Below are 15,449 nucleotides of genomic sequence, written 5' to 3'. Positions count from 1 at the left end.
TTTAGAATTAAACAACTATATTCAATGCTTGAAAATAATTCTAGATCTAGCAGTTTCGTCAAACTAATTCCATTTCTCCATGAAGTTGCACTTAATATCAAAGATGAGAATAGTCAGTGTAATCAGGTATAAGCAACAATTATTAAGGGCATTGTTACAGAGAAATGGTATAAGACGAAGTCAATAATTTATTATTTAAAATGGAGAATGCGATCGCATGGTTTCCTCATTTGAGAAGAAATTGAATCAACTTAATGACTCTGTTGTAGAAGTATCATTGCCAGAAACAACCAAAGACCAGACAACTTCTGTAGCACCTTCTAACACCGCTACAGGAATTTATGTAACTATCCACGGTCACTTCTATCAACCACCAAGAGAAAATCCTTATCTAGACGCTATCGAACGTCAACCTAGTGCAGCTCCAAACCATGACTGGAATGAGCGAATTTTACACGAATGCTATCGCCCCAATGCCTTTGCCAGAATCTTAAGCGAACAAGGAGAATTGGTGGGGATCGCCAATAACTTTGAATATCTGAGCTTTAATATCGGTCCAACCTTAATGAGTTGGTTAGAGCGTCACGATATGGAAGTCTATCAAAAAATTATCGAGGCAGACCGCAAAAGTTGCCAACGACTAGATGGACATGGCAATGCGATCGCCCAAGCATACAACCATATCATCTTGCCCCTAGCCAATGAACGAGATAAATACACTCAAATTCGCTGGGGTAAAGAAGACTTTCGCTCCAGGTTTGGTCGCGACCCAGAAGGAATGTGGTTAGCAGAAACGGCGGTCGACTATCCAACCCTAGAAGTCTTAGTCGATGAAGGAATTCGTTTTATCATCTTAGCACCTTCCCAAGCAGAACGTTGTCGCCCCTTCCCAAGCTCAGAAAACGAAAATCCTGAATGGATAGAAGTAGGTGGCAGTCAAATTGACCCCACCCGGCCTTATCGTTGTTTCTTACCAAATAACAGCGAGAACTCCACAGAAACTCCATACATTGACATCTTCTTCTATGATGGTCCAATATCAAGAGATATGGGCTTCAACGATGTCCTGAATAGTTCCGATAACTTTGCCGGGCGATTAGGCCAAGCTGTGCGGGGAGACCACCGACCCTCCCAATTAATTTCTGTTGCCACTGACGGCGAAACATTCGGTCATCACAAAGGTGGTACAGAAAAATGTCTTGCCTATGCTTTCTTAGGAGAATTTCCTCAGCGCAACTGGACAGTAACCAACTTTGCTCATTATCTCAGCATTAGTTCCCCTACTTGGGAAGTTGTTTTAAAACCAGTAACAGCTTGGAGCTGTTCTCATGGTGTTGACCGTTGGCAAGATGATTGTGGTTGCGGTGGTGGAGGCCACTGGAATCAAAAATGGCGCAGACCATTGCGAGATTCACTCAATTGGCTACGGGATCAATTTGTAGACATTTACGAAGATTTGGGTCGTCACTTCTTCAACGATGTTTGGGCAGCACGAGATGAATACGTTAAAGTAATTCTCGACCGCTCTATTGCTAACATTAATAATTTCTTTTTCAAGCATCAAAGTCACAACTTAACAGAAGTAGAAAAAGTAGATGCTTTGCGTTTACTAGAAATGCAAAGACATTCACTATTAATGTTTACAAGTTGTGGCTGGTTTTTTGATGAAATATCCCGACCAGAAGGTACTCAAATTCTGCGCTATGCTTCTCGGGCAATAGAATTAGCAGACGATGTATCAGGAGTACAGCTAGAACTTGAAAAAGAATTTATCGGGCGACTTGCTTTTGCCCCCAGTAATGTAGAGTTGTTCAAAACAGGTGATGAAGTTTATCGACAATTAGTTGCTACAGCTAAAATTAGCCTAGAGCAAGTAGCAGCTCACTATGCCATTAATTCTTTGTTTACTACTTATACTCGCGAACAGCGAATTTACTGCTATAACGCCAAGCAACATGATTATCAAATGCGACGCATGGGTAATCTAAGCCTAGCAGTTGGTCAGTTAGAGCTAGTTTCAGAAATTACACTAGAATGTAAGAATTTTGTTTTTGCTGTACTGCATTTGGGAGGATGGGATTTCCATTGCTGTATTCGACCCTTTAGCGGACAAATAGTTTATGATAAACTGAAACAAAAGCTATTTGATGCTTTACAAGAAGCTAGTATAGCAAATGTGATTATGACTATGAGTGAGTTATTTGGCGAACGTTCATTTAGCTTGAAAGATCTATTTGCAGAGGAACGTCAACGAATAATGGGGCTACTTAGTCAGGAAACTCTCAATCGCCTGGATCAATTGTATAGTCAGGTGTACCGAGATAATTACGGCATAATGATGGCTTTCCACCGAGATAATTTACCTGTACCCCAAGAGTTACAGGTAGCTGCTGAAGTGGCATTAGGTCATAAGTTATTGACAAGTGTACGGGCGCTAGAAGCGGAAAGTAGTGATGGAAGATTGAGCCAGAATCATTTGGCTGATTTAGAAGCTCTTGCTACTGAAGTAGGTCAACAGCAATGTCGGTTCCACAACCTGGAAGTTAAGGAAGCTTTAGAAAGGTTAATAGTTAGTTCGCTCCGGCATATTTTGCATGACAATAAACATCATAATGTAGAGGAAGATATCTATAACTTAGAGCGAATTCTTGAAGTAGGCGATCGATTAAATCTCGGTTTATCATTAACTAATGCTCAGGAGATTTATTTCCAATCTTTGGAGAGTCATATTGTGCCTCTATGTTTAGGTTATATTCAAAGGCGAAATAATGCTGAAATACAAACTAATGGTATAGAGGTAGGAGAAGTTTGGGAATTGCCTCAAATTAGCAAGTTATTACAATTAGGTAAGAAGCTGGCCATTGATGTCGATCAATGGCTGAATCAATTGTATTAATATCGTTTCTTTTTCACAGTAGAACTAAACTCTCTCCTTTTTCGGCTAAGGTGTGCATTAGTCGCATCTTTCTTAACATCTCGATTGATTTTGTTATGTTAGGTTCAAAAGCTTATCAGGAGGGAGTTTTGGACAAGAAATAACCCTAAATCCTCTCTATAGCTAAAACTGGAGAGTACTACCAATTCCCATGCATTATTGCTATACTTGGGCAATACTTCAGTTGTCAACTAATCACCACAACCAAAATCACTTTGCATGCTAATTTTAGCTCGCGTTAATGTTACAGGACTTACGCATATTGACCTTTAAACCACCATATGTAGGGGGGAATGGCATTCGCTCTCACCATAAGTAGAGTCTCTGCGTAAGTCCTGTGTTAATTATTCTGATGTTTACTTCTCCCTGTACGGACGCCCTTATGCAACGTCCCTACCCACTCCCCTACTCCCCCTCCTGGGAGCTAGGGGTGAGTCCCCTGCTCAACAAAATGTAGAAAAGTTTTTGAGAAATGGTATACCACGACGAGTTGGGTACAATAGACTTGTCGCTTTATATAGCGCTGTGTGCAGGCAACAGCTCCGGAAGGCAACAGCGGTCAGACCCCGCGACGACGCCAGCTAGCTTGCGGAATGCTGATTCCTGTGAGGCAACAGGGGGAATAAAAAACTGTTTGCGTAGCATTCCGTAAGCAATAGCATAAGACTTTTAGCTATTGGACAGTTCTTGTAATTTGTAAATATGCCAGCGCACATTGCTATAACTTAAAAAAATCCCAAAAACCTTGTTCTGTAAGAGCTGATTTATAAAGAGAATATAAAGAAAATTTAGTCCAAGTAAATAATGGTGTTATTGTTAGTTATAGTTTATCTATATTCTGACTAATAAGCCGTCAACCTGCGATCGCAAATCCTCAACGTCAATCATACCCAAGTGACCTAAGTGACTCAGAGTGGGAAATACTCAAGCCTCTCATACCAGAACCTAGAGGGTTTGGTCATCCTATTCAAGTCGATTTCAGAGAAATTTTCAACGCTATATTTTATGTACAAAGAACTGGATGTCAGTGGGAAATGATGCCTCACGACCTTCCTCGTCAGTTAAGACAACAGAAAAAAGGGCTCGGTCTACGGTTTCGATGGTGGAAAGAAAGTTAAGGGACGTAAACGTCACATCGTAGTAGATTCCCAAGGATTATTAATTGGTGTTTTGCTTACTGAAGCAAATGCCTCAGAACGATTAGGGGCAGTCGTGGTACTTAATGAAGCGAAAGAGAAACTGTCGAAATTAGAAGTTATCTGGGTAGATCAGGGTTATTCTGGTAAGAATTTTGCGAGTGCGGTTCAACAAGTTTGTGGCGATCACGTTAGAGTGGAAGTAATAAAAAGAACTTCCCAAACTTTTGAGCGACTACCTAAGAGATGGATTGTTGAACGTACTTTTGGTTGCTTAAATAGATTTCGACGCTTAAGCTCATATTATGAGGTGTATTCAGATGTAAGTGAAGCCATGATTTATGGCTCTTTAATTCACCTTATGGTTAGGCGACTAGCTAGCTTACAGCGGTTTTCATTTGGGTAAACCACAGTAGGGACGTTCCATGGAACGTCCCTACAAAGTTTTGCTTCTGAAGATGTGGTTCATCAAGAGCGAAAAGCGCTGTAATATTTACTTTATAAATCAGCTCTAAGGTAGGTGAGTACTAATAGTTTTATAATAGCTATCGGCTTCGATCAACTTTTCAGAGGCAATCAAATTTCTATACCCGATCCACCATTTATGAGCTAGAAAAAAGGTGGATTGTTTATAAACCCATACTATCAGATGTAACCAAGATAAAACCCAAGAAGCACTTTTATCAATTGGTGTAACCATTGCTAAGCCACCGCAAGGTAGCTGTCTAGAATGTATGATTCGAGTTTTGGTATTATATTTCTGTATCCACACACGAATCATTGTCGGTATGATCTCCATAGCACTATTTCGTCCCGGACACGATCTATTACCACCGATTCCGAAAATCAAAGTTTTTTCTAGCAAATTTTGATATTGCCAGCGTTGCCAGTTATACTCCTGAGCATCTTCACCAAACAAATCCTGACGTCTGTGATAATTCACATAATTAACCGCGTGCAAACATTTATTCTCAATATCTGGTCTGACCGACATGGTGAAGAGTGGGTATAAGCGCAATGCTTCATAAGTTGCTATAGTAAATTCATCATCACTAGAGGGAAGTGGGGAAGAATTTTGTGATAGACAAATTAACGTATGTGCAAATCCTTCACTAAGTTCATCTACTGCTGAAACTATTAAGGCAAAGATGACTTCATGTATATCAGAAAATAAATCTTTGAAGTTTAGTTGAGAATTGAGACCTCCTTTGAAAGAGTCGAAAACCAAGGCAATAGCTTGTTTTCTTGACTTTAGATCGACAGTTTCCCAATCTTTTACAACCATTAAAATATTACGGGATGCCTTGATAAAAATTTCAGGTTTAGGGCAAGGTTTGGCAAAAAATGCGAACCAAACCTCATTCAGCACAGCACCAAAGGCACAATCTCTTAACGAACAAACTGGATATTTTGGGGGATTTGAATCCCAGTAAGATGTGAGACGGTTTTCCAAGCCACTTTTGCCATTCTTTTCTAGAACTCTAGAAAACTGTTTTGCTAATAGAGAAATAGACTGAAACTGCGGATCCTCTGAATCAATGTTTTCCAGAAAACGATGACCCACAGGTGACATTGAATAAAATAGGCGATTTTGATGCCTCCCTTTAGAACGATTAATAGCAGATTTTTTCCAGTAGGTATTGATTATTTCTTTGAACGGACAATATGTGATATTCTTTACATCTGTTGAGTTAGTATTACGATGGTAAAAGTAATGAAAGTAATGTTTTAGCATCGCTTTTTTCACTCCTTATTCCAACTTTGACTATACATCCATTTAGGTAAAACTCTTTCTTTGTAGAAGAAAAGCAGTTTCTTCTAGTTTGGATTTTCGATTTAGTAGTTGATTTCGATGCGGGAATCTCCCAAATTTATGAATAACATTATAGTGTTGTTTCGCTTCAGAATGTACTTGAGCTAGCTGCTTCTTAGTAGTTTCATTCAACTAGTCTTGTTGCAGCACTTTTTGAGAAAACTTGGTACTTAAGTTCAGTGAACGCTATTGAACATCTTTATTTCTCTGAATGACTAAAGCAGATAAGAGCTATAAATATATAGCTGAGGCAGATCGGAGAATCTAAATCTATAGAACCCATTTGAGATCTATATAATTATGGTAGCCAAGTCTTTTCGCGCATCAATGAGTGAGGAAAAATCTGAAAAGGAGTGTTGAATTTTTTGTATTATTTCTCCCCACATCTTCCCTCTTCCCTCTTCCCTCTTCCCTCTTCCCTCTTCCCTCTTCCCTCCTGTCTCCTGTCTCCTAGCTAGAAAAATTTAATATTTATGAAGATACGCTTAGGGGTTCTATATAACACCAATAGTTATGAGGTTTAACCATTGCTACTAAAAGTTTATGCAAGTCGATTGCAGTAGGAAATTTAAGTTTACCTGAAGGATTATTTGAATAGGGAATTAAGGATATTCCTAGTCAACCATAGTACCCAATTTATTTGCATGACAGGCTACACCCGCGTGTTTAGCCAGTAATGTTTTTTGCTGATTATTTAATTGCAACTCAGTTTTGAATCCTAGTAGCATAAAATAGATAATTAGAGATTATCATCAATTATACCAGATTATAGCCAACAGTTAAAAACGGCATTGCATAATTGCGGGATGATTTTGTTACCAGAGCACAAACCATAACCCCCGTGTCTCCCTGTCTCCGTGTCTCCGTGGAGCGCCAAAATCATCCCAGTATTCAGCAACGCCTTAAAAACCCTTAGTGTAACAAATACAAAACTTATCAAGCTGTTGCTAGCTGAAATCAAAAAAATCCACCTCAAACAAGAAGTGGGTTTATTTTTTTTCGTATTTGATGAAATTGAAATTAGGATGCTACATAGTATTCTTCCTTAATATTTCAACAATGGAAATTGAAAAAACACTAAGGATATAACCAAAACTAAAACAATTGTCCAAGGAGCAAAAATAATACTCAAAAATAGACAAAGTAATGCTATCCCTGCTGTGACTATTTTGACAATCTCTTCAGTAGTATTGACATAAACATAAACTGCAAAGAAACAAATGATGAGACTCATCAATGAAGTCGAAATCATTACAACTACCTCAAATAATAGTAGTACGTTCCTTCGGGATAGATGATTTTGCTGAACTTACCCAAAGTAACCCATGCAAGTATAGAAGCTCTCTCTAGAAACTTGTTGGAGGTAGTTATTTAAGTAAGTTTTTATTTTTAGCTAATATTTCTAGCCCCTACTTCCGTCTTCCTTAAGCTTTTGGTCAATTAGCCAATTTACGCTCTGGGAAAGATGAACGATTGATTTTGTTATTTGATCTAGTTTAACTTCTTACTGAACTACTGTCAATCAAAATAAATATTTCTACAAAAGTCTATAGCAGGGAGTAGGGAGCAGGGAGTGGGAAGTAGGGGAGTAGGGAGTGGGGAGTGGGGAATGGGCAATGGGGAATGGGGGAGTAAGCAATAGAAAATATACCTGAGCATTAATATATGAATAATTTTGTCTGTCTACCTATCTTGATGGACTGACACAGCTGAAATACCATATTAGGATAATTAGCAAGCTACTTCAGTCCAATACTCTTAATTTTTGCTCAAACTACCTCGCTTCATTTGTTCTCTCTCTACAGCTTCAAATAAAGCTTGAAAATTTCCTTCACCAAAACCTTGAGCTTGCATTTGTTTACCATTCACCCAAGCAACCCTGCGTTCAATAAACTCAAAAAATACAGTTGGTTGAGGAAAAATGGGTTTGGTGAAAATTTGCAGTAACATTGCTTCCGGTCTCATTTCCTGCCAGTCTAGCAAAATTTGATAATTTTGAATTTTTGGCCAGTCAACTTCCGGTAAATAACTTAGTGCTTTTGTTTGCATCTGAGAGTAATATGTTGCCGGAACCCGCAAAAAACCCAAATTACGCGATCGCAAATCTCCTACCACGTCCAAAATATTCTCTGTCCGTAAAGCAATATGTTGTATCCCCGCACCATGATTAGCATCCAAAAATTCTTGAATTTGAGAATTAGCAGATGCAGGTTCATTAATAGGAAATTTCACCCCACCATCTGGGTCAACCATCACTTGACTGCGTAAAGCAGATTTATCTGTCTGAATTTCAAAATTTTGCTGAGGTTGAAATTCTAGAATTTGATTATACCAGTTGAGAGCAGATTGTAAATTATCCTCAGCCACATTCAAAACCACATGGTCGATAGCTACAATATCTGTAGATAGTTGAGAATTAGGATATAAAATTTGTACATCATTAATTTTTTCAACTAAAGTATGACTTATATCTCCCCATCCAGAAATTTTTGCCCATCTCAAACCCTGTAAGTTTTGCTGGATAGGTTGCAAAACTTCTGCTCCATTAGCTGCTGCTCTCGCCACAACTGAGTCAAGGTCTCGAACCCGAAAAGCGACATCACCTACTCCAGGAGGATGTATCCTGAGAAAATCAGCAACAAAATTTTCTGATGTGATGGGAGAAGATAAGGCAAAATATACTCGACCTCTGTTGATAATTTCCTGATGAGTATGTTGAGTGGTTTGGGAAGCTATTGCTTTAAAGCCTAATTTTTCAACAAACCAATCTCGTGACTCAACTGCATTTTCAACGTAGAAGTGAATGCGATCGAATTCCATAACCAACCTTATATTATTACTGATGAGCCTCAAGAATTTATAATTTATAATTTATAATTTAGAATTTATAATTTAGAATTTATAATTTATAATTTATAATTTATAATTTATAATTTAGAATTTATAATTTATAATTTATAATTTAGAATTTATAATTTATAATTTATAATTACCTCTTCTAATAAATAATGAGGATTGGATCAACAGTCTCAAGTCTTAGTTTTTCCTACCTCATGCCTAAGTCGTACCTTAGAAAAATAAGTGACTGTCTGGCTGAATATTAATTTCCATTGGGACAGCTTGGGGTTCTGCATTAAGAGCAAACATTATTGCATCAGCAGCAGTTTCTGAACTTAGCATTTTTGAGCGATCGACCTTTAGGCTAACATTATCCCAGAAAGGTGTATTCACTCCTCCGAAATAGAAAAGAGTCACCTTAATACCATAGCGTCGTAACTCATCCGCCATACATTTACTCAAACCCACCAAACCAAACTTAGAAGCACAATATACAGTGCCCATGGCCATTGAATGTTTGCCGAGAATACCAATAACATTGCAGATATGGCCTGATTTTTGTCCCTTCATTACATTGGCAGCAGCTTGACAAGTATAGAAGCTACCTTTCAAATTCAGGTCAAGCATAATATCTAGGTCAGCAGGTTCAATTTTGTTCCATTGTTTGAGAATACCTGCTCCTGCTGCATTGATTAACACATCAATTTTGCCAAAATGACTGGAAGTTTTTTCCATCAGAGTTTCTACTTCCTCTGGGTTGGTAATATTTGTTGGTACAGTAATAACTTGGGTAGTAGATAGTTGAGTGGCTAAATTGTCCAATCTACTGCTATTTCTGGCCGCTAATACTAAGCTTGCACCAGAATTTGCCAGTTTTTCTGCCACTACTGAACCTATACCACCAGTAGCACCCACAATCACAACTACTTTGTCCTGCATTAACTTTCTCTTTACATTTCTTTACATATATTTTTATAATATAGCCATAATCAGTAAGTTTCATCTATAACTTTTGATTTTCGACTTTATTTCAGGGTGCATCTCATATCTATTCCCTGTTGCCTGTTGCCTGTTACCTGTTGCCTGTTGCCTGTTGCCTGTTGCCTGTTGCCTGTTGCCTGTTGCCTGTTGCCTGTTGCCTGTTGCCTGTTGCCTGTTGCCTAAAAGCGATAAATTTTTGGCTTTATTCACGCATTGAGATGCACTCTTATTGGGCGAATTCGCTCTTCTTGAAAACCATGTCGCTTCAGCCCATGGATAGAAAAGCTCTCCGGGCGACTGAAGTCGCCTGTAGAAAATATCTGATTTTCTCAAGACATTTTCGTGAGCTAATTATGCTATTATGTATAGCATAAATATAAAAGGTAGGTCGAGCCAAAATGATAATTTACGAGTGCCTCCAAAGGAGGAACTTCGTTTTCAAACTCAAAGCTAAACCTGAGCAGTATCAAGCAAGAGATGAGGCCATTAGGACATATCAATTCATTCAAAACAAGTGTTTGAGATATTGGATGGATAATAAAGGTGCGAGTAAATACGACCTAAATAAATATTGCAAAGTATTGGTTCAAGAGTTTTAATTTGCCTCAGAACTCAACTCAATGGCTCGACAATCGGCTGCGGAAAGAGCTTGGTCTGCCATATCTAGATTTTACCGAAAAATTGTGGGTATGCGCCTCCCCTTTTTAGGGGATAATAAGCGGTCGAGGGATGGCGAGGTCTCGGAGCCATATCCAATCGACTCCTGTGAAGAAAAATTTTCATGAATTTGTCAATCCTCTTCAATTCATGGAGAGGTAATTATTCATTATTAATTGTTGAAGACAACTGCAAGAAAAAAGTTAAGGGTAAAAAAGCGGTGCGACCCCGCGACGACGACAGCTCGCTTGCGGAATGCGCACCAACAGAGGTTATCTAAAATTTAAAAAGCATTGTCGTTCTGTAGAATATAAAACTTCTGGTTGGGTGCGATTCGTTTCCTTGAAAAATGGAGAATTCAATTCAAAGTGTACGAGGAGCAAGAGGTCAACCTTTCGTATTGGTTGAATCAAAACTTTTGACAACTTAATGACCATGAGGGTGAAAGTCCCTCGACCAAGGCGCAATGGTTAAAAGCGCTTCCCCCATCTTTAGTAATTAGCAAATGCCAAGATGAAGCGGGGAAGTTAAGTAGAGGTAAATAGTAGCCTGAACTGTCATCCCTCTTAGCAAGAATCCATGAGTAACGCAAGTGAAGATGTGATTAAAACCATCGTTAATTGTAACCAGTGAAATAAGGCTGATACACCCTTGAGTCCCAAAAGGGCAAAGGTAGGGAATTGGCAACTCCACCCTTGACCAATAAGCGCTTCCCTTAACCTCGGTGGATAGCATCACTCTAAAGATTCAACCAATGGTCATTAGGAACGAAGTAACCTTGATACATCTCTCAGAGAAGGTCGATACCTGAGTAGGTAGCTAACCAGATGATGTATCAAGGAGGGATAGAATCAAAAGCCAAAGCCTCATCTAACAGTGAGGATATGCTGACAGATTCACGATTGTTTGGAAGGAATAGGAACAAGTAGTAGTAAATATGTCTAATACAGAGTTAAAATCGACGACTGTGGAATGGAAAAATATTCCCTGGCATAAAGTTGAACGAGTAGTTTTCAAGCTACAAAAGCGCATATTCCAAGCCTCTCAACCTGGAGATATTCGAGCAGTTCGCAGGCTTCATGCATACCTTGATTAATTCTTGGTCGGCTAAGGTACTAGCCGTGCGACGGGTAACTCAGGATAACCAGGGTAAGAAAACAGCAGGAGTAGATGGGGTAAAAAGTTTAACCCCAAAACAAAGGCTGGAACTTGTAAACCGACTGAGGTTAAACCAAAAGGCAAAACCAACAAGAAGGGTTTGGATTCCCAAGCCTGGAAGAAAAGAAAAACGCCCTTTAGGAATACCCACAATGTACGATAGAGCAGCCCAAGCTCTAGTAAAAGCTGCCTTAGAGCCAGAATGGGAGGCCAAATTCGAGCCAAATAGCTACGGATTCCGACCCGGAAGGTCATGTCACGACGCAATCGGAGCAATATTCAACGCGATTAGGTATAAACCGAAATTCGTGTTAGATGCCGACATCGCTCAATGCTTCGACAAAATTAACACTGTCAGAGAATAGAAAAGCAATTACTTTTTCAGACAAGAAAGATATAGGTACTTTGAAATTAAAAGGTACTAACGATTTAAATTACTATCAATTGAACCAAATCAAACGAGTAAGGTTAGTTAAACGTGCCGATGGTTATTATGCTCAATTTGCTATTCAAATAGATTTAAAAATTGAGTCTCAAACAATAGGAAAAGCAGTAGGTTTAGATGTAGGAATTAAATATTTCTTGGCATTGAGTAATGGCAAGACTATAGAAAACCCTCAGTTTTACAGAAAGTCTGAAAAGCAGTTAAACCGAGCTAATAGGCAGAAATCTAAAAAGTACAACAAAGGCGCATGCGCCGCAGTCACATAACTACCATAAAGCTAGAAATAGATATGCCCGGAAGCATTTGAGAGTAAGTAGGCAACGTAAAGAATATGCAACTCTCTTTGCATATTGCGTAGTTCAATCTAACGATTTGATAGCTTATGTAGACGCGGAGCGGCGTGCCGAAGGCAGATTTGAATGTAAAAGGTATGGTAAGAAATCGAAGGCTCGTAGGGGCGTTAACGATAGTTATGCGCCAGCAAACGGCTGTTCGCCCCTACAATCAATCAATGATGTTGGTTGATCAACTTTTCGACTTTGGCTAGAATATTTTGGGGCGTTGCTGAAGCGCGTGTATGATATTAATCTTAATCACTTAGGAGTCAGGAGTCAGGAGTCAGGAGTCAGGAGGGAAGAAAGAGGAGTAGAAGGAGAAAGTTCTTTGCTCGCTCTCTTATCAGGACATGACATCATACCTCAAATCACCAACGCCTATTTTGGTTTTAAGTATGGCAAGGCTACAGTAGCAGTACCACCTAACTATACAAGTCAGAATTTTTCTAACTGTGGGGAAGTTGTCAAAAAGTCTCTGTCTGTAAGAACCCATGTTTGTCCTCACTGTGGGTATGAAGCAGGTAGAGATGTAAATGCTGCAAGAAACATCCTACAAAAAGCACTATGTACGGTGGGGCACACCGGAACTTACGCTTGGGGAGACACGCCCTCTGGCGAGTGTTGGAGATATCCTACTAGGTAATGGTGAGTCATTGAGCCAAGAATCCCCATCTCTTGAGAGTGGGGAGTGTCAACTCAAGCTTACGAACCAACGACCTTCCTGAGATTGATGCAACTTCAGCGAAGTACACAGCTCCAAATATTTGGGAAACTTTTTACTTGGTTGAAACCGCTTAATAGTTTTGGTAATTGGTCTACCATATAACCGATTAAACTCACTGCCGAGATTAGAAATAGGAACATAATTATCTGGAGATCCATCAGTTAAGTTAGTCACAATTTTTACTAATACTTTTTCCATGACTTCTTGAGAAGTAATCTCGGCAATATCCGTAATATTGTCAGAGACTTCAATCTGATTATTTGTGGGAGGATTTAAAATTTTTTTTTCCGGTTTAAACAAATTAAAAATGCTGACATAAGTTTGGGATTTTTCCGACGGTTGATGAATTGCAAAATAAGCTGGAAAATTGACAAATATTTGTCTGGACTTTTGGTCAGGAAAGTGATTTAAAACTACATCTTTAAGATTCAGTTTATAAGTTTCTTTATACAAGGCAGAAATTCTCGAAAATTTAATCCATTGCAGTCCGATTTTTTCTGATTCAGCTCGGATTAACTCTTGTAATTGAATAATAAATGTGTCAACGGTAGGAATATCTGGAACCGAAGTCGCATATACTTGTGATTCGCCAGTTTGACTATTTAAAACAGTAATTTGGTTTTTATATTTCCGTACTTGATACACAGTTAATCCATGAGATTGAAGAGTCGTACCCAGATGAGTTAATCCTCGATCGGAAGAACAAACTAAAACTTCTTTAGCTGTGGGATAATTGACAAAAATAGAAGCACCGACAGTTGCCATTTTCAAATCAGCACTATCTTTGCCAGGAGGAACATGAATTAATTGATAACCACGTTGATGAAATTCTTCATCTTTTTTTCCCATACTACGCCAATTAGCAAAAGCAACCTTAATTTGAATCGGATAATTGCAGATATCTACAAGAATTTTTTCTGTTTCAAGATCGAGGTGTAAATTTTCTACATCTAACAATAAAATCGCCATACCAGACTCGACTAACTTAGCTCCATTTGTAGAGAAATCAGGAATCTGAGAGTTAGTAATTTTGTCTGATGAAATGATATTTATTTCTGGATAAATGAGTCTATCTATCTGAGATATTAAAGCATTATATCGGTCGGAATTAATAAACTCGGGAGTCAGAATAATTTGAAGATAATTTGTAACTTTAAGTTGTAAATCATCCTTGACAACAGCATAAGAAAGCCCTTTTGTCAACTTATTAATCAAAGTAGATTGATACTTGGAATGATGCCAAGGAGTGCTCCTGTACTTTGCATTTATCCATTTTGGATTTTCTTGTTGAATGGAAACAATCGTTTGGTAAATATAATTGCTGATGGCCTTAATAGCAGTAGCATTATTAGTCATCAGCAAACCAGAATTATCTGACATAGCCCATAAGCAATTAATGGTCACTCAATTTTGGATGATTCACAATTAGCTTGGATCTACCATTTTGAGACCTATAGCAAAGAATGAGTTGGTTAGGACATAGACTGACAATCGACCTGAGATAGGGAAATGTTTTTCCCATTGTTGCCTCTGTTGCTGCGCGTGCCGTCTCTTGGTCGGCATTCTCATGGCTTCCCCTCGGGACTAGAGGCACAGGAAACCCGAAAAGTGCAGAGCTCATCCGCTTTTAATATCGGGGTTTCGGCTATCGGCGACATGAAAAGCTTTAGCTATTCTGTTACATAATAGCCGTTAACGTACTTGTGCCCTAGCTTTTAGCGGAGCTTTGCCCTAGGAAAACCCCTGTTTCCGACAGCTTTCGTCTGCCACCGACGCGGGGTTGCATCGTTGTTCCTTATTGCCTGTTGCCTGTTCTCTAATATACATATATCAATCATTTGACATACTCCCGACGTTGCGCTTAAGCTACAACCTGGAATTCTCTAACATCGGTGGTAGGAGCTTTTTGCTTCCTCTTGACAGAGGAGGTACCCTAACATAGCACATGCCTCCAAGGACGAACCTTTTCTCGTCTAAAGACGCGCTCCACAGTACCTCACCAATCTGACGGCTTCCCTAGAAACTGCTAGCCCTGCTCCCTTATTAATTCTAACATACTATTAAGAAAACCGCAGCATTGATTAGTTTTCTCATCCCTCTGCTCCCACCCTCAGGAGATAACGGGTCTTCAACCAAAGTTGAGATCGGAGATCCCTAATAGTTTGACAATCCATTTTCATATGGCCACAGTCCATTTATGTTATGGAGTAAATAGTTCATAAAAATATAGTCACATAAGACATACCCTTATTTTGTCGGTGTTACCCGAACTGGGTGAACTACAACACCCTCGCTTCCCATAAGGAGGTTGACATTAAGAGTATAGTATGCTGATGAAGAATAACTACACCAATCATAAAAAAGGACTGCTCTAAATGACTAGACCTTATGGCTTGCGTATGGGACTAATGGGAACGGATTCAAAAT

The 15,449-nt window shown here is 39.0% G+C and carries 9 protein-coding genes, 4 pseudogenes and 1 riboswitch; of the genes and pseudogenes, 6 read left to right on the top strand and 7 right to left on the bottom strand.

From position 1 onward, the window contains the following. The first annotated feature begins 217 nt into the window (after nt 1-217). Entirely contained in the window at nt 218-2,896 is a 2,679-nt protein-coding gene (locus tag F6K23_RS33930) for a DUF3536 domain-containing protein (protein WP_293164576.1), read from the top strand. 902 nt (nt 2,897-3,798) lie between these two features. After that, nucleotides 3,799-4,477, top strand: a pseudogene (locus F6K23_RS33925) (transposase). 105 nt (nt 4,478-4,582) lie between these two features. On the opposite strand, the gene F6K23_RS33920 reads toward F6K23_RS33925, so the two are convergent. The 6 genes from F6K23_RS33920 to F6K23_RS33895 form a co-directional block, all read right to left on the bottom strand. Then, the gene (locus F6K23_RS33920; protein WP_293164574.1) at nt 4,583-5,806 is read right to left on the bottom strand and encodes a hypothetical protein; all 1,224 of its coding nucleotides are present in this window, start codon (nt 5,804-5,806) and stop codon (nt 4,583-4,585) included. 42 nt (nt 5,807-5,848) lie between these two features. After that, complete coding sequence (locus F6K23_RS33915; RefSeq protein ID WP_293164572.1) at nt 5,849-6,016, bottom strand: DUF924 family protein; 168 nt, start codon at nt 6,014-6,016, stop codon at nt 5,849-5,851. A 482-nt stretch (nt 6,017-6,498) separates the two neighbouring features. Beyond that, entirely contained in the window at nt 6,499-6,612 is a 114-nt protein-coding gene (locus tag F6K23_RS33910) for a helix-turn-helix domain-containing protein (RefSeq protein ID WP_293164570.1), read from the bottom strand. Between the two features lie 546 nt (nt 6,613-7,158). Further along, a riboswitch (Glutamine riboswitch) is annotated at nt 7,159-7,358 on the bottom strand. 284 nt (nt 7,359-7,642) lie between these two features. After that, nucleotides 7,643-8,704, bottom strand: coding sequence for a 4-hydroxyphenylpyruvate dioxygenase (gene hppD, locus F6K23_RS33905; protein ID WP_293164568.1), 1,062 nt, complete (start codon nt 8,702-8,704; stop codon nt 7,643-7,645). 249 nt (nt 8,705-8,953) lie between these two features. Next, entirely contained in the window at nt 8,954-9,661 is a 708-nt protein-coding gene (locus F6K23_RS33900; RefSeq protein WP_293164566.1) for an SDR family oxidoreductase, read from the bottom strand. 60 nt (nt 9,662-9,721) lie between these two features. Beyond that, entirely contained in the window at nt 9,722-9,913 is a 192-nt protein-coding gene (locus tag F6K23_RS33895; RefSeq protein WP_293164565.1) for a hypothetical protein, read from the bottom strand. A 188-nt stretch (nt 9,914-10,101) separates the two neighbouring features. Between F6K23_RS33895 and F6K23_RS33890 the strand changes: the two are divergent. The 4 genes and pseudogenes from F6K23_RS33890 to F6K23_RS43025 form a co-directional block, all read left to right on the top strand. Then, nucleotides 10,102-10,377: pseudogene (locus F6K23_RS33890) on the top strand (transposase); the annotation flags it as partial. 920 nt (nt 10,378-11,297) lie between these two features. Next, a pseudogene (locus F6K23_RS33885) lies at nt 11,298-11,868 on the top strand (reverse transcriptase N-terminal domain-containing protein); the annotation flags it as partial. Continuing rightward, complete coding sequence (locus tag F6K23_RS33880; protein WP_293164564.1) at nt 11,834-12,229, top strand: transposase; 396 nt, start codon at nt 11,834-11,836, stop codon at nt 12,227-12,229. The pseudogene F6K23_RS33885 and the gene F6K23_RS33880, both read left to right, overlap by 35 nt. A gap of 460 nt (nt 12,230-12,689) precedes the next feature. Then, nucleotides 12,690-12,845, top strand: a pseudogene (locus F6K23_RS43025) (zinc ribbon domain-containing protein); the annotation flags it as partial. 144 nt (nt 12,846-12,989) lie between these two features. Here F6K23_RS43025 and F6K23_RS33870 read toward each other — a convergent pair. Then, nucleotides 12,990-14,402, bottom strand: coding sequence for a hypothetical protein (locus F6K23_RS33870; RefSeq protein WP_293164563.1), 1,413 nt, complete (start codon nt 14,400-14,402; stop codon nt 12,990-12,992). Nucleotides 14,403-15,449 lie beyond the last annotated feature (1,047 nt).

The organism is Okeania sp. SIO2C9 (assembly GCF_010672455.1).
Classification (GTDB): domain Bacteria; phylum Cyanobacteriota; class Cyanobacteriia; order Cyanobacteriales; family Microcoleaceae; genus Okeania.
The sequence above is the reverse complement of the archived record's forward strand: the minus strand, read 5'-3'. Positions and strand labels throughout refer to the sequence as shown.